The organism is Nocardia sp. NPDC004151, assembly GCF_042874235.1.
GTDB lineage: Bacteria > Actinomycetota > Actinomycetes > Mycobacteriales > Mycobacteriaceae > Nocardia.
This window is the reverse complement of record NZ_JBIAMR010000003.1, coordinates 229,140-247,315: the sequence shown is the minus strand read 5'-3', so window position 1 is coordinate 247,315 and position 18,176 is coordinate 229,140. Positions and strand designations below refer to the sequence as shown.

Below are 18,176 nucleotides of genomic sequence, written 5' to 3'. Positions count from 1 at the left end.
CTCCGCGCGATCCGCGCGTCGCGAGGGACTTGCCGAGGTTGCGGTGGCGCCGCTGACCGGATCACGACTGCGCACCCCGCCCCGAAATCCTTGCGGCGGCCAGGTTTTCGGTTAACACGGTTCACCGAATGTACCGCCCCGGCTCGGGCACTGTGCGAGGGTGGGTGGGGTGGAGGACATCGACCTGACCGATCTCGACCGCTTCGCGCACGGCTTCCCGCACGCGGTCTTCGACCGGCTGCGAGCCGACGCGCCGGTCCGGTGGCATCCGCCCACCCCGCACACCCCCGACGGGGAAGGGTTCTGGGTGGTCAGCCGGTACGCCGACATCGTTGCCGTAGCCGGGGATTCGGTCACCTATTCCTCCGAGAGCGGCGGGGAACGGCGCGGCGGCGGCACCCTCATCGAGGATTTGCCCGTGGACTGGGCCGTCGGCGTGCTGCTCAACATGATGGACGACCCCCGGCACGCGGGCGTGCGGAAACTGCTCATGCCCAGCGTCGCGCCGCGCACCCTGAAACTCATCGAGGACGACCTACGGCGACGCGCCGCCGACCTGGTCGACGCGGCACTGGCCAAGGGCGAGTGCGACTTTCTGCTCGACCTCGCCGCCGAACTGCCGCTGCAGGCCGTCGCCCAACTGCTCGGAGTGCCGCAGGAGGACCGGCACCGGCTCTTCGGCTGGGCCAACGTCGCCCTGGACTACGACGATCGCGACCTCGGCGAGGCCACCGCGCGCACCCAGCGGGCCGTCGCCGAAACCCGGGCCTACGGGCGGGAACTGCTCGCCGCCAAGACCGCCGCACCCGCCGACGACCTGCTCTCCCTGGCCGCGCACGCCACCATCGACGGGCAGCCGCTCACCGATATGGAGAAGGCCATGCTGTTCAGCCTGCTCATCGCGGCGGGCAGCGAAACCACCCGCAACTCCATCGCCGTCGGGATGCTGGCGCTCATCGAACGGCCCGAGGTCTGGCGCAGCCTGCGCGAGGACCGGTCCCAACTGGACGGGGCCGTCGACGAAATGCTGCGGTGGGCCTCCTCCACCTCCTACAACCGGCGCACCGCCACCCGCGACACCGAACTCGGCGGTCAACGCATCAAGGCCGGGGACAAGGTCACCCTGTGGTGGACCTCCGCGAACCGGGACGAGGCCGTATTCACCGACCCGCACACCTTCGACATCACCCGGCGGCCCAACCCGCACCTCGCCTTCGGACGCGGCGGGCACTTCTGCCTCGGATCCAACCTGGCCCGCATGGAGATGCGGGTGGTGTTCGACGCGCTGCTCGACCGGGTCGAGATCGCCGAACTCACCGGGGCCGTCGAATACACGCGCAGCAACAAGCACACCGGCGTCCGGCACATGCCGGTGCGGCTGCGTCCGCGCGGGGAGGAGAAGTAGATGAGCATCTCGGAGGACTACGTGCGGGCGGTCAACGCCGCCGACGAGCCCGCGCTGCTGGCGCTCTTCGCGCCCGGGGCCGAACTGCGCAATCCGCGAGGCGTTTTCACCGGTCACGACGAAATCGCCGGATTCTATCGGGATGTCGTGTTCGCGGGCCGGGCGCGGACCGAGATCACGCGGGTAATCCCGGGCCCGGCAGTCGAAGTCGCACAGCTCGAGGCGACCAGCCCGCTCGGCAAGCCCGGCAACCGCACCTACGCGATCGACGTCTTCGGTCTCGGCCCTGACGGGCGCATCACCACACTGGAGATCTACTACCGCTGATCAACTGGACGGGAGCGTCGGTTTCAGCGCCGCCGCGCTGCGGGTGCGGGCCGCGCCCCACCACACGCCCGTCCCGTAGGCCACATCGTCCAGCCGCCGGCAGAACACGTAGCGGATCGGATCCAGGCTGCCGGGCTCCCGATGGGTGAACCAGTCCGCCAAGCCCTCCGCCATGGCCAGGGTGATCGCGATGTGCCGGATCCGGCGCGAGCACAACATGCCCAGCAGGGTCACCGGCCAATAGTGCCGGCACATGGCCGACGCCAGCCGCCACACCGCACCGCCGAAACCGCGCGTCATATAGATGGCGGCCACCCGGGTCGGATTGTCGAGCCCGGCGAACACCCGGCGTAATCGAACCAGGGTCGCGCCCAGGGTCAGCACCCCGCCGAAGATGCCCCAGCCCGACGCGGTGCTCAGCAGGCCCGCCGACACCGCCGTCCAGATCGGTAGCGACAGCGGCGCGGCCATCCCCTTGTGCCGGTGCGCCAGTGGCGCCACACCCGTCCCATGGGTGACCTTGTGGGCGAACCACTTTCGCAGCGACACCGGATTGCTGTGCGCCACCCGGGCCGCGGGCTCGTAGCGCAGCCGCCAGCCCGCGCGGTCCAGCCGCCAGCACAGGTCGACATCGCCGCCCGCGCCCATGGACTCGTCGAAACCGCCCTCGCCCAGCACGGCCAGCCGGCGCACCAGCACCGCCGAACTCGGCACGTACGGCACCGGGCCGTGCGCCTGCACTGCCGACTCGCGGCGGCCGCGATGCACCGAACCGCGGGTGTGCTCGTAGCGGGCCAGCACCGTGGAATCGGGATCCATGGCCAGGATGCGCGGGGCCACCAGCGCCACCTTGGGATCGCTGAAGTGGCCCAGCATGACCTCCAGCCAGCCGGTCCGGGGCACCACCTCCGGATCCAGGAAGGCCACGAATTCGGTTGACGCGGACCGTAATCCGAAATTGCGTGCCGCGGCCGCGCCGTGCCGGCGATCGCGGCGCAGCACGGTGATCCGGCATCGGCTGCGCGCCTCCGGAATCCGCACCGGCTGATCCGAACCGTCGTCCACCACGATCACCGTGTGTCCGCGCAGCGCCGACAACAGCCGCGACAGCTCGGGAGTGTTGTTGTGCACCGGCACGATCACGGTGACGTCCTCCAGCGACGGCAGCAGCCGCGGGCGCGGATTCGCGACACCGGAATCGAGAAGACGTCTGGCAACCCGCGCCGACGCCGGGTCGGTCACCTCGAGGTACCCGTCACCGATCAAGGCCGCAGCTTCCGGAGCGAGCCGTAGCAACCTTGTCGGCGTGCCGCCGACCAGTAGCCGTCCACCGGAATAAGTGCGCACCTTGGGATCGATTCGCACCCCGAAACCATCGGGAAGGCGATCATGGCGCATTCCCGAATGCTAAGTCAGCACACCACTGGCAATGATGATTGCCACGCGGTGTTATCTGCCCTCCGCTTCGCTACGGGCGGGTTCGCGGCCCCCTGGTCCCGATTCTTCCCTCCTCCGCTCCTCCGCTTCGCTCCCCCGCTCCAAGGCGGAGGTCTATCGAGCCGCAGTCCAGAATCGGGGCGGCCGCGAACACTGGGGCGACATTCCGCAAGGGAGGAGGCGTATTCGGTGTCTCGCGCATCTGGTGGTAGCTCGACGGGTGCGGTCGTGGGCGCTCTACACTGCCGAGAGGAAAATCGGCAGTTGAACAGGTAGGGGACGGGTATCCGTGCCCGTGGTGGTCGAGGCGGTATGGGAGTCGGGCGCATGCAGACAGGCGGGGGCGGTAACACCCTCTCGGAATCCGAGATCGTCGAGGCCGCCCTGCGGGTGGTCCGGCAGGACGGCGTGGAGAAGCTGTCCATGCGACGACTCTCCCGCGAACTCGGAGTTTCGCCGATGGCCCCCTATTACTACGTCGCCGACAAGCGGGAGCTACTCGACTTGGTGGCGACCGCGGCGCTGACCGGCGTCCGCAAGCCGCCACCCGAATTCGGCACGTGGCAAATGCGTTTGCGGGATCTCATCGACCAGATCGACGAGAAATTGCGCAAGCACCCGGGTCTCGGCGACGTCCTGATCGAGCAGATGCTCGGCAAACAGCTCGACCTGATCGCGGCCGTGATGGAAATCCTCTTCGACGCCGGTTTCGACGAGCGCAATGTGCTCTCCGCCTACGCCACCATCCACACCTATCTGTTCGGTCGTTCCAAGGTGAACCCGCGCGACCGCTCGTCGCTGCTGGACCGGGTGCTGCCCGAGGCGGTGGAACGCGCCACCAAACACTTGGCGGATCTGCGCGGCAAGTTCTCCTACGACTTCTCGATGGACGTGCTGATCGCCGGTCTGGAAGCTCAGCTTGTCCGGCAGCGCGACAGCCACGTATAGTCAAACTAGAACACGTTCTAGTTTGGGTAGACTGCTCCGGCTGACCATCACTGCCGGGTTCGAGAGGACACTATGACCACCGTCGACGTACCGCACAGCTCGCGATCGGCCGTGCTGCGGGTCTCCGCGGTCATCAACGAGACGGCCGACTCCTGCTCGCTGGTCTTCGACGTGCCCGAGGAACTCAGCGAGCGCTTCGCCTACACGCCGGGCCAGTTCCTGACCCTGCGCATCCCCAGCGACCTGACCGGGTCCGTGGCCCGCTGCTACTCGCTGGCCAGCTCGCCGCACACCGACGACAAGCCGAAGGTGACCATCAAGCGCACCGTCGACGGCTACGCGTCGAACTGGGTGTGCGACAACGTGAAAGCCGGCGACTCCATCGAGGTGCTGCCGCCGTCCGGCGTCTTCACCCCCAAGAACCTCGACGAGGACCTGCTGCTGTTCGCGGCCGGCAGCGGCATCACCCCGGTGATGTCCATCCTCAAGTCGGCGCTCTCCCGCGGCAACGGCCGCATCGTGGTGGTCTACGCCAACCGCGACCACGAGTCGGTCATCTTCGCCAACGAGCTGCGCGAGCTCGCCGACAAGAACCCGCAGCGGGTCGTCGTCATCCACTGGCTCGAAGCCCTCCAGGGCCTGCCGACCGCCGACGCCTTCGCCGCCCTGGTCTCGCCCTACACCGCCTACGAGGCGTTCATGTGCGGCCCCAAGCCGTTCATGGACCGGGTCCACGACGCCCTCGGCCAGCTCGGCGTGCCGCGCAACCGCACCCACGCCGAGGTCTTCAACTCGCTCTCCGGCGACCCGTTCGCCGAGGTCGCCCCGGTCGAGATCAGCGCCGAGGAGGCCGCCGACGCCGCCAGCGTCGAGGTCGAACTCGACGGCGAGACCCACGAGATGACCTGGCCGCGCAGCCAGACCCTGGTCGACATCATGCTCTCCAAGGGCCTGGACGTGCCCTACTCCTGCCTCGAGGGCGAATGCGGCTCCTGCGCCTGCACCGTCCTGGAGGGCGAGGTGGAGATGGAGAACGCGGAGATCCTCGACCCCGAGGACATCGCCAACGGCTACATCCTGGGCTGCCAGGCCCGGCCGGTGACGGACCGCCTGAAGATCCAGTTCTGAGACAACCAACTCTCGGAACCCTCGAGGGCTCGCCCCCGAACCGCCGAAACGAGTCGGCCGCCGCGTGATTCACGCGGCGGCCGATTTCCATTGCGCCCGAAGGGCTGTGTTCGCAGGGCTCAGTACGCCGAGAAGACGTTGTCGATCGAGCCGTAGCGGTGCGCCGCGTAATTGCAGGCGGCCGTGATGTTGGCGACCGGATCGTAGATGTCCCACGAGGTGCCGTCGACGTGGTACGCCTGGAAGGTCGGATCGATCACCTGGAGCAGACCCTTGGAGGGGATGCCCGCGGCGGCGTTCGAGTCGTAGAGGTTGATGGCCTGCGGGTTACCGCCGGACTCCCGCTGGATATTGCGGAAGATGCCGTCGTAGCTGCCCGGGATGCCGTGCTGGTTCAGCACGTACAGGGCATTGCGGATCCAGCCGTCGAGGTCGTTGGTGAAGGCGGGGGGCAGTACCTGGTTCAAGGGCGCGGGCAGGCCCTGCACGGCCGCGCGGACCTGGTCCTGCTGCGCCGCCGGGAGCGACGCGTTCAGGCCGACGGCCTGCTGCTGCACCTGCTGGGCGGTGGCCTGGAACTCGGGCGGCACACCGTTGACGACGTCCGCGGAGGCGGCGCCGGCGGTGATCACGGCCGACGCGGCGAGCGCGATGGCGGCCAGGCCGGTGACGGTTTTGACGGGCTGAGCGAAGAGTTTATGCATGGCGATTCTCACTGGCGCAGCGCTGACCACGGCGGGTCCCCCTTGGGGGCCTGCCGACGCACTGCATGGATTGTGATGTGCAAGGTGGCGGAACGGGATTCGGGAGATTTCCCAGCTATCACCGTTCGTTCACGCTCTCGCCGAAGTGCGGCGGTCTCCGCGTGTGGGGCTCCAACTCGTTTCGAGCTGGTATCGGTCGTCATCGACTGATCACAGAGTGGTCTCGATAAATGAATGTAAACTTAACTCAAGGTGAACAATCGGTGCGAATCCATCGAGCAATGCGTCACAGCAACCCGGCAGCGTGGGCTACGCCGCGGCGGTCACCGCTGGGCGCGGTAGTGCGCCCGCTGCTCCGGGGTGAGGTGCTCGGTCGCGTAACTCAACGCCGTGCGGCCCATCGCCGCCGCGTGCGCGTCCAGAAACCCGGTGAGAGTCTCCGGATCCACCCGCTTGCCGATCTCGCGCAGCATCCAGCCCACCGCCTTCTGGATCAGGTCACGGCGGTCGTCCAGCAGGCGCTCACACAATTCCAGCGTCGTGGCGGTATCGCCCTGTTTGATGAACGCGAACGTGGTCAGCAACGCCACCCGCCGCTCCCACAGCGAATCCCCTGCCGCGAATTTCTCGAGCAGATCGCGCGGGCGCTCCAGCAACCACGGACCCAGAATGAACTCCGCCGAGGCGTCCACCAGATCCCAGTTGTTCACCCGGCCCCGGCGCACCGCCGCCAGATACAACTCGACAATCTCGCGCTGCCGCGCCGCATCACCCCCGCGCTTGCGCGACGCCTTCGCCATCTCGCCATTCAGAATCACCAGCGCCGCCAGCCGATGCTCGTGCACCGGACTGTCCAGCAGAGCGTCGATCTCCGAAAGCGGCATTCCGGCAAACCGTTTCACCGCCTTCCGGGTCTGCGGAACCCGGACGCCGATGAATACATCCCCTTCGCCGTACTCGCCCGGCCCGGTCTTGAAAAAGCGCTGCAGATGCACCGCGGCGGCCGGATCGGCGAGCGCCGCCAAATCCGCTCGCACCGCGTCGGCGGTCAATCCATTCGACGCCGCATCGGTACCACTCATCGCGCCTCCCGAGTCAGTGATCCGAGGCCCTCTCGAACGAATCCTAAAGTGACGCCTGGTCCCATAACGGTCCGGGTAACCCGCCGGGGACGTCCTCGAGCTTTACCGTGTTTCCGCCGCGGCTCGTAAGAGGACCTCGCCAAAATTTCGCATGTGGTCCGCCCCTCCGTACCAGGCGGCGACCAATTCCACGGCCGCCGAACGGGTCCGGTGCGCGGCGTCGGCCAGCTGCGCGATATCCGCCTCGCCGGATTCGACGGCGGTGGCGGCCACGTCCAGATCGTGGCTGGCGACCAGCAGGCGCATGATGTGGTGCAGATCGATGGCGGCGTCGCTGGTGCGGAACTCGGCGGCGGCCTTCGACTCCGGTGTGGCGGCCGCCGACACGGGCGCGATGACCGTCGACTCCGTCGCGATCACCGTCGACTCGGTCGCGATGGGCGTCGGCTCCGCCAGTGCGTGCATCGGCTCGGGCAACGCGGCCACAGGCTCGGGCAACGCGGCCACAGGCTCGGACAGCGCGGCGACAGGCTCGGACAGCGCGGCGACAGGCTCGGACAGCGCGGCGATGGGCTCGGGCACGCTCGAAACCTGGTGCTCGACAACGGGTTCCGGTGCGGCGCGACGACGCGAGGGGGTGCCCGCCGGGCGGGTGGACTCGCGGGGCGCCTCGTGCACGCTCTCCCGCAGGGACGCGGCGACCGCCTCCATGCTCGCCAGGCCGGCCGGGGCCTCCAGGCTCTCGAGGCGGGCCGGAGCCTCCAGTCGCTCCGGGATTTCCAGGCGCTCAGGGGTTTCCAGCCGCTCCGGGATCTCGTATCGGACAGGCTCAGGGTCCGGCGCGTAGCGGCGCGACACCGGAGCCTCGAATTCGACGGCGGGGCTCGCGCCGAAGGCGCTGTCTCGCGGTTCGGCCGGCAGCGCGAAGGACTGAACCTCGGGGGCGGGACGCAGACCCAGCGTGTCGCTGTCCATGGCGGACGGCGCCGCGAAAGGCTCACTCTCCGGGGCGGAACGGGTGAACTGCCCGCTGTCGGCGGGACGAGTCAGCGGACCGCTGTCATCGATCGAGCGGGCGAACGGCGAACCGTTGGTGGCGGGACGCGTTCCGAACGGCTCACCGTTGACCGGGACCGCGAACGGCTCACTGTCAGTGGTGATGCGGGCCGAGAACGGCTCGTCCGCGGCCAGCCGGGCGGCCACGGCCTCCGGGTCCGAGGTGCGCTGCGGCAGTTCGGGGGTGCGCTGCGGCAGTTCCGGAGCGCGCTGCGGCAACTCCGGCGCCCGCTGGGTCAGGTCGAAATTGCGCTGCGGCTGGTCGGCGGAGCGCTGTGGTAGATCGGGCGCGATCCGGCGCGACAGGGCCTCCGATTCCGGTGTGCCGCGCAGGGTTACGGGCGCCGACGACCACTGCACCTGCTGGTCGTGGCCGTTCCGACTCAGCCCGTCGTGCCCGTTGCGGGACAGACTGTCGTGACCGTTGCGGCTCAGACCGTCGTGTCCGTTGTGGGACAACCCGGCGTGCCCGCCGGTATCGATGCCGGTCAGCACCGGGTTCGGCGAGGTACCCGGCGCGTCCGGGTGGGTGAGGCGGTAACCCGGCTGACGCGCGGAACGCGAATCCCCCGGGCCGGTGGTGAAATCGGCATCCATGGCCGCCATTCTTACCGGGCGGTGGCAGCGGGTGCGAGTCGGGCTACGGTCCGGCCGTGTGCCCGGTCACCACGAAACCGGCTCACGACCAACGGTATTGGGGCATTGACGCACGCGCCACCCGGCGGCGCTCCGGCTCAGCAGGTGGTCGGAGCCGGTTCGCCGCGCAACCGGGCGTCCACCCAGTCCAGCGCCGCGGGCAGGCCCAGCACCGCCGCGGACAGGTGCTCCGGCGACGAGTTCAGATTGACGTCGACCGCCACCCCCGCCGCGCAGTACCGGCGGTCGGTGTTCACGATGGCGTCCACCGGGATCAGCGGATCGGTCGGCGAATGCCATTCGAAGATCGGCGTATTCGGCACACCGTCGTACAGCTCCAGGCTGTTCTCCTGCAGCACCGACAATACCGTCGGATCGTCGATCATCGAGGTGCTGGCCGCGAACTCGCGCGCGTTGTGGCCCGCGCCGATGGCCATGATCTCGTTGGTGCAGCCATTGGCCATGGCATTGCGGGCGGACAGGCCCGCGGCGTTCATCTGGGTGCTGATCGGCAGCCGGTCCGGATACTCCCGCTCCAGGCCGATGGCGGCCGCCATGGCCAGCCCGAACGCCGGATGCGACTGGAAGCCCAGCTGGCGCACCATCTTCTCCAGGTTCATCGGCACGCCGCCGGTGGCCGCACCCGCGATATCCAGTTCCGGCGAGTAGCGCGGGGCCAGCGCCGCCGCCCACGCGGTCGCCATGCCGCCGCCGGAGTATCCGGCCATCGCGACCCGGCTCTCGCCCAAGCCCAGTTCCGGCGTCCGCTTGGCCGCGCGAATCCCGTCCAGGGTGATCTGCCCGCCCAATTTGGCCGCGCCGTAGGCGAAATTCGGGCCCAGGTGGTCCGGCAGCGCCACCGACCAGCCGCGCCGCAGCGCCACGTTCAGGGCGACGGCTTCCTTCACATACAGATTCGGATCGGTGGTGTACAGCACCCGCGACACCGCGCACTGCGCGCCGAGGCCGTTGATGATGTGCTGATAGGACAACAGCGGCCCGCCCGGCTGATGCTCGCGCGGCGTGAGCACCGTGGTGACCGCGGCGATCGGGCCACCCTCGGAACTGGTGGACCGGAATTTCACCATGGTGACGGTGGTCTCGGGGAACACCAGCAGCGGCGGCATGGGCCGCGTCGCCAGCACGTCGCCCGGCGCGTGGTCGGCGATATCGGCCGGTTGCGCGTAGAACGGATCCGGGTCCGGCGCGGGATAGATCGGATCCGCGTGTGCCGCGGGCGCCATCGCCGCGAGAGCCAGACCTGCCGAGAACAATCCGAAAATACGCAGCAACAGCTTGGCTTTCACCAGTTCCTCCACGAACTTCGCAGTGAGAATGGCATGTCTGCCCCACAAGGAGTGTGGTATGCGAAGGTTGGAGAAGAAATAGCGACACGCCAGCAAACATGATGTCGCGGCGAACTCAACCCATCTGGGTCATGCCCGCGGCCACCACATTCGCCACATTCAGGATCTCGTCGGCCGTCGGCAACGGCAGCCCGTCCAGCGCGTGCAACCGATCCGTGCTCGCGATGGCCAGCATCGCCGACACCCACGCCGCCGCGCAGGCCCGCAGGGTCCCCGGCTGCACCGGGCCCGGCGCACTCGCCGCCAGCACCCGCGCGGTCGCGTCCAGCAGCTGATCCCGCATGCGGCGCAACTGCTTGCGCACATCCGGATGGGTATCGGCCTCGCGCCACATGATGACGCGCAGCACCGAGGAATGATGATCGCGCAGATTCAGCGCGGCATCCATATTGACCAGACTCTTGGCCGGATCACCCGGCACCACCACCGAATAGATGTCGTCGATCGGCTCCGGCGGGACGCGCTCGGCCATCAGGGCCGACAGAATCGCGTCCTTGGTCGGGAAATAGTAGAAGACGAGGCCCTTGGGCACTGCGGCGGCCTCGGCGATGGCCGCGGTGGCCGTGGCGTCGAAACCATTGGCCGCGAACAGCTTCTCCGCGGCATCGAGGATGAGCTGGCGAGCGTCCCCGTCGACCTTCTTGCTGCGACGCTTCCGTGGTGCAGGCACTGCTCGACTTCCTCCTCACGCTTCGAAGCGGAGGCGGCCGCCACCGTTCGGGCGGACGTAGGGAACAAGCATATCTCGCGGTTGGAACACGGGAGGGGCGCGCCGGCCTCGTGGGGTCTCCCGCCCTTCACAGGAGAACGAGGCCGACGCGCCGCGACCCGGTCAGTGGTGCGCCGCGGTGCCGAATCGGCCCGCAACCTCCGGCATCTCGGCCAACGCGACCACGACGGTCAACGCGCCCACGATCCATGCGACCCAGGAGGCGTTGCTGTAGGAGTGGAAGTTCATCACCCACGGGGAGATGAACATCAGGACACCGAGGACGCCGAGCGCTCGGCCCGTCATCGCGGTACCCATCTCGCGCAACTGCGCCAGGCCCGCGAGTGCGATCAGCACACCGAGCACGACGAGGGTCCACAGTGCGCGGTCGCTGTGCGCCACCCAGATCGGGGACAGCGCGGCTACTACGCCGAGCACGAACGTCAAGGCGTGCTCCGCGCGACTCACGGTGAACATGGAATGCCTCCTTTGAAAGGCCAGGAAATATGTTCTGATCCCGTTGTAATCCTGATTGACCGCCCGATCAATAAATGCCCGGATACGATTGGGCCGCATCTCGGGTGTGACGGCCGACACGTCGGTGGGGGCCTTCGGGAACCGCTAAGGTGGGCACATGTCGCACTCGGTAGAACAGGTTCTAATTGTTGGTGGTGGACTCGCGGGATTGCGCACCGCAGAGGAGCTCCGACGTGCCGGTTACACCGGTGAACTGACCCTGCTGAGCGACGAGAACCGCGCCCCGTACGACCGGCCGCCGCTGTCCAAGCAGTACATTCGCGGCGAGACCGACGACACCGCGCTGCGGCCCGCCGAGTTCTACGCCGAACAGGACATCCGGCTGCGTCTGGGCGTCACCGCCACCGGCGTCGACACCGACGCGCGCCGGGTCCGGCTCTCGGACGGCACCGAAGCCGCCTACGACGCCCTGGTCATCGCCACCGGGCTGCGGCCGCGCCGCATCCCCGGACTGCCCGAGGTCTCCGGCGTGCACGTGCTGCGCTCGCACGACGACGCCGCGGCGATGCGCGAACACCTGGGCTCGGCCCGCAAGGCCGTCATCGTGGGCGCCGGCTTCATCGGCTGTGAACTCGCGGCCGGCTTCCGGGCGCGCGAGCTCGACGTCACCATCGTCGAACCGCAGCCCACTCCCCTCTACGCCGCGCTCGGCGAGCAGGTCGGCGCGCTGGTGGCCCGGCTGCACGAGGCCGAGGGCGTCGAGCTGCGCTGTGGCGTCGGCGTGGAAACGCTTGTCACCGACGGCGACTCGGTGAGCGGGGTCCGGCTCGCCGACGGCAGCGTCGTCGACGCCGACCTGGTGGTCATCGGCATCGGCTCGGCGCCTGTCACCGAGTGGCTCGACGGCTCCGGCATTCCGCTGGCCGCGCCCGCCGACGGCGGCGGCGTGCTCGCCGACGAGACCGGGCGCACCTCGATCCCCGGCGTCTGGGCGCTCGGCGACGTGGCCGCCTGGCCGCACGCCATCGGCCGCAACAAGCGCGTCGAGCACTGGACCAATGCCGGTGAGCAGGCGCAGGTGCTGGCCGCCGCGCTGCTGGGCGAGGCCCCGGCCGAGATCCAGGTGCCGTACGTGTGGAGCGACCAGTACGACATGAAGATCCAGGTGCTCGGCATCCCGGCGCTGGCCGACGAGATCGAGATCGTGGAGGACAAGGGCCGCAAGTTCCTGGCCCACTACCGCCGCGCGGGCACGCTGGTCGCCGTGGTCGGCGCGAGCATGGCGGGCAAGGTCATGAAGGCCCGCGGCGAACTCGCCGCGAACCTGCAACCGGTGGCTACCGCGGGCTGAACCGGCGCCGGAACCACTCGGCCACCCCCGGACAACCACGACATTCCGACCCGCGGTTCGCGATCAGGCCGGTGCCTTCACTACCGTGCATGGTGTGATCGTCGCGCTCATCGACTCCGGACTGGGGCTGCTGCCCACGGCCGCCTGGTTGCGGAAGCTGCGGCCCGATCTCGACCTGCTGCTGCTCAACGACCCCGACGGCGCGCCCTGGGGCCCCAAGCCCGAGCAGTGGGTCATCGACCGGGTGCTGGACACCGCGCGCCTCGCCCTGAACGAGGGCGCGGAAGTCATTGTGCTGCCCTGCAATACGGCCAGCGTCACCGCGCTCGAACACGTCCGCGCCATGGTCGGGCCCGAAGTGCCGGTGATCGGCACCGTGCCCGCCATCAAACCCGCCGCGGCCGCCTGCGCGAAGGTCGCCGTCTGGGCGACCGCCGCCACCACCGGCAGCGCCTACCAGGCGGGACTGATCGCGCAGTTCGGCGGGGACGCCGAGGTCACCGGGGTCGCCTGCCACGGGCTCGCCGACGCCATCGACCGCGGCGACCTCCCGGTCATCGCCGAGGCCATCGCCGACGCCGCCGCCCGCACCCCCGCCGACACCGAGGGCATCGTGCTCGGCTGCACCCACTACCCGCTCGTCCTGGACGACATCCTCGCCGCGCTACCCACCGGGGTGCGCGTCTTCGACAGCGCCGAGGCCGTGGCCGGGCAGACCCTGCGCCGCATGGACGCGCTCGGACGGCCCGCCGCGGGCGTGGGCGCCGTCCGCATCCTGGCCTCCGGGCGACCGGCCCAATTGCCTTCCGCCGCAGCGGCTTTCGAATCCGGCCGCCTGCTCGGCGCGACCTGCGAGGACCGGCTCACCGCTTCCTGATCACCCCCGGACACACGAAAGGGCCGCTCCCGGAGGGAAGCGGCCCTTTCGCATGCGGCGACTCGCGCGACGCCGAAAAGGCAGACGGCGCCGCCCCTTTCGGAGCGACGCCGTCTGTCAGCGATTCAAGGAATCACCAGATGATTCAGCGAATCACTTGATGATCTTGGTGACGCGACCGGCACCGACGGTGCGGCCACCCTCACGGATCGCGAAACGCAGGCCCTCGTCCATGGCGACCGGCTGGATCAGCTTGACGCTCATCTCGGTGTTGTCGCCGGGCATGACCATCTCGGTGCCCTCGGGGAGGGTCACGACGCCGGTCACGTCCGTGGTACGGAAGTAGAACTGCGGGCGGTAGTTGTTGAAGAACGGGGTGTGGCGGCCGCCCTCGTCCTTCGACAGGATGTACGCCTGGCCCTCGAACTCGGTGTGCGGGGTGGTGGTGCCCGGCTTCACGACGACCTGACCACGCTCGACGTCGTCACGCTTCAGACCACGAACCAGCAGACCGACGTTGTCGCCCGCCTGGCCCTGGTCCAGCAGCTTGCGGAACATCTCGACACCGGTGATGGTGGTCTTCTGCGACTTCTCGCGGATGCCGACGATCTCGACTTCCTCGTTCACGTTGATCACACCGCGCTCGATACGACCGGTGACGACGGTGCCACGACCGGTGATCGTGAAGACGTCCTCGATCGGCATCAGGAACGGCTTGTCGGTCTCACGGACCGGGTCCGGGATCGACTCGTCGACGGCGTTCATGAGCTCCAGCACGGACGCGGTCCACTTCGGGTCGCCCTCGAGCGCCTTCAGGCCGGAGACGCGCACGACGGGGGCATCCTCGTCGAACTCCTGCGAAGCCAGCAGCTCGCGGACCTCCATCTCGACGAGCTCGAGGATTTCCTCGTCGTCGACCATGTCGGACTTGTTCAGCGCGACCAGGATGTAGGGCACGCCGACCTGGCGGGCGAGCAGCACGTGCTCACGGGTCTGCGGCATCGGGCCGTCGGTGGCGGCCACGACCAGGATCGCGCCGTCCATCTGGGCGGCACCGGTGATCATGTTCTTGATGTAGTCCGCGTGACCGGGGGCGTCGACGTGCGCGTAGTGGCGCTTCTCGGTCTGGTACTCGACGTGGGAGATGTTGATCGTGATACCACGAGCCTTCTCTTCCGGCGCCTTGTCGATCTGGTCGAACGCGAACGCGGCGTTCACGTCCGGGTAGGTGTCAGCCAGCACCTTGGTGATCGCGGCAGTCAGCGTGGTCTTGCCGTGGTCGACGTGACCGATGGTGCCGATGTTGACGTGGGGCTTCGTCCGCTCGAACTTCGCCTTCGCCACTGTGGTCCTCCTGGACTAGTTAGTGCGTGCTTTTTTGCAGCAGTGCGGTTTGTATTACAGGGGGTCGTTCGACGACCACGCGGGGCGGACTCTCGAGAATCCACCCCGACAGCGAATTACTCGCCGGTCGCCTTGGCGATGATCTCCTTCGACACGTTGGCCGGAACCTCCGCGTACGAATTGAACACCATCGAGAAGTTCGCCCGGCCCTGGGTCTTCGACCGCAGGTCACCGATGTAGCCGAACATCTCCGAGAGCGGAACCAGCGCCTTGACGACACGGGCACCACTGCGTTCCTCCATGGCCTGGATCTGGCCACGGCGGGAGTTCAGGTCGCCGATCACTTCGCCCATGTAGTCCTCGGGCGTGGTGACCTCGACCGCCATCAGCGGCTCGAGGATCACCGGACCGGCCTTGCGGGCCGCTTCCTTGAGGGCCATCGCGCCGGCGATCTTGAACGCCATTTCCGAGGAGTCGACCTCGTGGTAGGCGCCGTCGAGCAGCGAAGCCTTCACGTTCACCAGCGGGAAGCCGGCGAGCACGCCGTACTGCATGGCGTCCTGGATACCGGCGTCGACCGAGGGGATGTACTCACGAGGAACGCGGCCACCGGTGACCTTGTTCTCGAACTCGTAAGTGGCGCCGTCCTCGGCGTCGACCAGCGGAGCGAGCGCGATGATGACACGGGCGAACTGACCCGAACCACCGGTCTGCTTCTTGTGGGTGTACTCGTACTTGTCCACCGTCTTGGTCAGGGTCTCACGGTAGGCCACCTGCGGCTTACCGATGTTGGCCTCGACCTTGAACTCGCGCTTCATGCGGTCGACGTAGATGTCGAGCTGGAGCTCACCCATACCGCCGATGACGGTCTGGCCGGTCTCCTGGTCCAGCTTCACGTTGAAGGTGGGGTCCTCCTCCGCGAACTTCTGGATCGCGGTGCCCAGCTTCTCCTGGTCGGCCTTCGTCTTCGGCTCGATGGCCACCTCGATGACCGGGTCCGGGAAGGTCATGGACTCCAGCACGATCTGGTTCTGCGGATCGCACAGGGTGTCACCCGTGGTGGTGTCCTTCAGACCGATGACCGCGTAGATGTGGCCGGCCACGGCCTCGGGAACCGGGTTCTCCTTGTTGGAGTGCATCTGGAACAGCTTGCCCAGACGCTCCTTCTTGCCCTTGGTCGCGTTGATGACCTGGGCGCCGGAGTCGACCTTGCCGGAGTACACACGGACGTAGGTCAGCTTGCCGAAGAACGGGTGGGTCGCGATCTTGAACGCCAGCGCCGCGAAAGGCTCGTCCGAGGACGGCTTCCGGGTCAGCACCTCGTCCTCCTTGCCGGGCACGTGACCCGTCACGGACTCGACGTTCAGGGGCGACGGCAGGTAGTCGACGACCGCGTCGAGCATGGGCTGAACGCCCTTGTTCTTGAACGCGGAACCGCACAGCACCGGGTAGAGCTCGGAGTTGACGGTCATCTTGCGGATGGCGCCCTTGATCTCCTCGACCGAGAGCTCCTCGCCGCCGAAGAACTTCTCCAGCAGGGCCTCATCGGACTCGGCGACGGTCTCGAGCAGCTCCTGACGGTACTGCTCGGCCTTCTCCGCGAGATCGGCCGGGATCTCGACGACCTCGTACTGCTCGCCGAGCTTGGTCTCGCCCTTCCAGACCTTGGCGTTCATCTCGACCAGGTCGACGATGCCCTCGAAGGTGTCCTCGGCGCCGATCGGCAGCTGGATGACCAGCGGCTTCGCGCCCAGGCGGTCCTTGATGGTCTGAACGGTGAAGTAGAAGTCAGCGCCCAGCTTGTCCATCTTGTTGACGAAGCAGATACGCGGCACGTCGTACTTGTCGGCCTGACGCCACACCTGCTCGGACTGCGGCTCGACGCCTTCCTTGCCGTCGAACACCGCGACGGCGCCATCGAGCACGCGCAGCGAACGCTCCACCTCGACGGTGAAGTCGACGTGGCCGGGGGTGTCGATGATGTTGATCTGGTTGTCGTTCCAGTAACAGGTCGTCGCGGCGGACGTGATCGTGATGCCGCGTTCCTGCTCCTGCGCCATCCAGTCCATGGTGGCGGCTCCATCGTGAACTTCACCGATCTTGTAGGTGATACCGGTGTAGAACAGGATGCGTTCGGTGGTGGTGGTCTTGCCCGCATCGATGTGGGCCATGATGCCGATGTTGCGGACCTTGTTCAGGTCGGTGAGCACTTCCTGTGCCACGGAAATCTTCCCCGCTCGTAGCTAGTTGGGATTCAACGGGATGAGCCAGGGAGTTTTTCCCTGAGCCCTCGGTGTCAACGTCGGGCGCGACGCGTAAGTGCCTCGCTTGCGAACAGCTCGGCTGTCGCGCCCGACATGTGACTCGTCTCCCGGCACTTCCGAACGGAGGGCCGGGCCACAGGTCACCAGCGGTAGTGCGCGAAGGCCCGGTTCGACTCGGCCATCTTGTGGGTGTCCTCACGACGCTTCACCGAAGCGCCCAGGCCGTTGCTGGCGTCCAGCAGCTCGTTGGCCAGACGCTCGACCATGGTCTTCTCGCGACGGGCGCGGGAGTAGTTGACCAGCCAGCGCAGCGCCAGGGTGTTGGCGCGGCCCGGACGGACCTCGACCGGCACCTGGTAGGTGGCGCCACCGACACGACGGGGCTTGACCTCGAGGGCGGGCTTGACGTTGTCCAGCGCGCGCTTGAGGGTCACGACCGGATCGGTGCCGGTCTTCTCGCGAGCCTGCTCGAGGGCGCCGTAGACGATGCGCTCGGCGGTGGACTTCTTGCCGTCCAGCAGGATCTTGTTGACCAGCTGCGTCACCAGGGGCGAGCCGTAGACCGGGTCGTTGATCAGGGGACGCTTGGGAGCGGGACCCTTACGCGGCATTAGCTCTTCTCCTTCTTGGCGCCGTAGCGGCTGCGGGCCTGCTTGCGGTTCTTGACACCCTGGGTGTCGAGCGAGCCGCGGATGATCTTGTAGCGCACACCCGGGAGGTCCTTCACACGACCGCCGCGCACGAGCACCATCGAGTGCTCCTGGAGGTTGTGGCCCTCACCGGGGATGTAGGCCGTGACCTCGACCGCGCTGGTCAGGCGAACACGCGCGACCTTACGGAGCGCGGAGTTCGGCTTCTTCGGGGTCGTGGTGTACACGCGGGTGCACACGCCACGACGCTGCGGGCTCCCCTTGAGGGCCGCAGTCTTGGTCTTGGCGACCTTGTCGCGGCGACCCTTGCGGACCAGCTGGTTGATGGTTGGCATAGACCGGCTTTCCTTATTAGTAACCAGGTGTCTGGAACTTCATGTCTTTGTCATTCGAGCTTTCCGCCCAGTTCCCACG

General features: G+C 67.8%; 17 protein-coding genes. 6 read left to right on the top strand and 11 right to left on the bottom strand.

Annotated features, from left to right (window positions below; translation table 11 throughout):
- Window positions 1–169: 169 nt before the first annotated feature.
- Window positions 170–1,405, top strand: a complete 1,236-nt coding sequence (locus ACFYTS_RS08715) for a cytochrome P450 (RefSeq protein ID WP_387302338.1) — start codon at window positions 170–172, stop codon at window positions 1,403–1,405.
- Window positions 1,406–1,732, top strand: a complete 327-nt coding sequence (locus ACFYTS_RS08710; RefSeq protein WP_357281714.1) for a nuclear transport factor 2 family protein — start codon at window positions 1,406–1,408, stop codon at window positions 1,730–1,732.
- Here ACFYTS_RS08710 and mftF read toward each other — a convergent pair whose 3' ends face one another.
- Window positions 1,733–3,130 carry a mycofactocin biosynthesis glycosyltransferase MftF gene (gene mftF / locus ACFYTS_RS08705; protein WP_357281715.1) on the bottom strand — a complete coding sequence of 466 codons (1,398 nt, stop codon included), beginning with the start codon at window positions 3,128–3,130 and terminating at the stop codon, window positions 1,733–1,735. It lies immediately after the preceding gene.
- A 366-nt stretch (window positions 3,131–3,496) separates the two neighbouring features.
- Here mftF and mftR2 point away from each other — a divergent pair, with 366 nt between their 5' ends.
- Both mftR2 and ACFYTS_RS08695 read left to right on the top strand, forming a co-directional pair.
- Window positions 3,497–4,117 carry a mycofactocin system transcriptional regulator MftR2 gene (gene mftR2, locus ACFYTS_RS08700; RefSeq protein WP_357281716.1) on the top strand — a complete coding sequence of 207 codons (621 nt, stop codon included), beginning with the start codon at window positions 3,497–3,499 and terminating at the stop codon, window positions 4,115–4,117.
- A 72-nt stretch (window positions 4,118–4,189) separates the two neighbouring features.
- On the top strand, window positions 4,190–5,245 hold the full coding sequence (locus ACFYTS_RS08695; RefSeq protein WP_357281718.1) for a ferredoxin--NADP reductase: 1,056 nt from the start codon (window positions 4,190–4,192) through the stop codon (window positions 5,243–5,245).
- A 119-nt stretch (window positions 5,246–5,364) separates the two neighbouring features.
- On the opposite strand, the gene ACFYTS_RS08690 is transcribed toward ACFYTS_RS08695, so the two are convergent.
- From ACFYTS_RS08690 to ACFYTS_RS08665, 6 genes are all read right to left on the bottom strand, one after another.
- Window positions 5,365–5,949: a transglycosylase SLT domain-containing protein gene (locus ACFYTS_RS08690; protein ID WP_357281720.1), complete on the bottom strand. Its 585-nt coding sequence runs from the start codon at window positions 5,947–5,949 to the stop codon at window positions 5,365–5,367.
- A gap of 323 nt (window positions 5,950–6,272) precedes the next feature.
- Window positions 6,273–7,031 carry a DNA alkylation repair protein gene (locus tag ACFYTS_RS08685; RefSeq protein ID WP_387302335.1) on the bottom strand — a complete coding sequence of 253 codons (759 nt, stop codon included), beginning with the start codon at window positions 7,029–7,031 and terminating at the stop codon, window positions 6,273–6,275.
- Between the two features lie 102 nt (window positions 7,032–7,133).
- On the bottom strand, window positions 7,134–8,684 hold the full coding sequence (locus ACFYTS_RS08680) for a hypothetical protein (protein ID WP_387302333.1): 1,551 nt from the start codon (window positions 8,682–8,684) through the stop codon (window positions 7,134–7,136).
- 137 nt (window positions 8,685–8,821) lie between these two features.
- Window positions 8,822–9,967 carry a lipase family protein gene (locus ACFYTS_RS08675; RefSeq protein ID WP_387302860.1) on the bottom strand — a complete coding sequence of 382 codons (1,146 nt, stop codon included), beginning with the start codon at window positions 9,965–9,967 and terminating at the stop codon, window positions 8,822–8,824.
- 178 nt (window positions 9,968–10,145) lie between these two features.
- On the bottom strand, window positions 10,146–10,760 hold the full coding sequence (locus tag ACFYTS_RS08670; RefSeq protein WP_357281725.1) for a TetR/AcrR family transcriptional regulator: 615 nt from the start codon (window positions 10,758–10,760) through the stop codon (window positions 10,146–10,148).
- A 162-nt stretch (window positions 10,761–10,922) separates the two neighbouring features.
- On the bottom strand, window positions 10,923–11,276 hold the full coding sequence (locus tag ACFYTS_RS08665) for an SPW repeat protein (protein WP_357281727.1): 354 nt from the start codon (window positions 11,274–11,276) through the stop codon (window positions 10,923–10,925).
- 157 nt (window positions 11,277–11,433) lie between these two features.
- Between ACFYTS_RS08665 and ACFYTS_RS08660 the strand changes: the two genes are divergently transcribed.
- Together ACFYTS_RS08660 and ACFYTS_RS08655 are read left to right on the top strand one after the other, a co-directional pair.
- Window positions 11,434–12,627: an NAD(P)/FAD-dependent oxidoreductase gene (locus ACFYTS_RS08660; protein ID WP_387302330.1), complete on the top strand. Its 1,194-nt coding sequence runs from the start codon at window positions 11,434–11,436 to the stop codon at window positions 12,625–12,627.
- A 94-nt stretch (window positions 12,628–12,721) separates the two neighbouring features.
- Window positions 12,722–13,504, top strand: a complete 783-nt coding sequence (locus tag ACFYTS_RS08655) for a glutamate racemase (RefSeq protein ID WP_387302328.1) — start codon at window positions 12,722–12,724, stop codon at window positions 13,502–13,504.
- Between the two features lie 153 nt (window positions 13,505–13,657).
- On the opposite strand, the gene tuf is transcribed toward ACFYTS_RS08655, so the two are convergent.
- From tuf to rpsL, 4 genes are all read right to left on the bottom strand, one after another.
- Window positions 13,658–14,848 carry an elongation factor Tu gene (tuf, locus tag ACFYTS_RS08650; protein ID WP_328602995.1) on the bottom strand — a complete coding sequence of 397 codons (1,191 nt, stop codon included), beginning with the start codon at window positions 14,846–14,848 and terminating at the stop codon, window positions 13,658–13,660.
- 116 nt (window positions 14,849–14,964) lie between these two features.
- Window positions 14,965–17,070, bottom strand: a complete 2,106-nt coding sequence (gene fusA / locus ACFYTS_RS08645; RefSeq protein WP_357281731.1) for an elongation factor G — start codon at window positions 17,068–17,070, stop codon at window positions 14,965–14,967.
- A 182-nt stretch (window positions 17,071–17,252) separates the two neighbouring features.
- Window positions 17,253–17,723 (bottom strand): 30S ribosomal protein S7, encoded by a 471-nt coding sequence (rpsG, locus tag ACFYTS_RS08640; protein ID WP_040813378.1) that lies wholly within the window; start codon window positions 17,721–17,723, stop codon window positions 17,253–17,255.
- Window positions 17,723–18,097 (bottom strand): 30S ribosomal protein S12, encoded by a 375-nt coding sequence (gene rpsL / locus ACFYTS_RS08635; RefSeq protein WP_014353064.1) that lies wholly within the window; start codon window positions 18,095–18,097, stop codon window positions 17,723–17,725. Before rpsL ends, rpsG begins: the two co-directional genes overlap by 1 nt.
- Window positions 18,098–18,176: the final 79 nt, after the last annotated feature.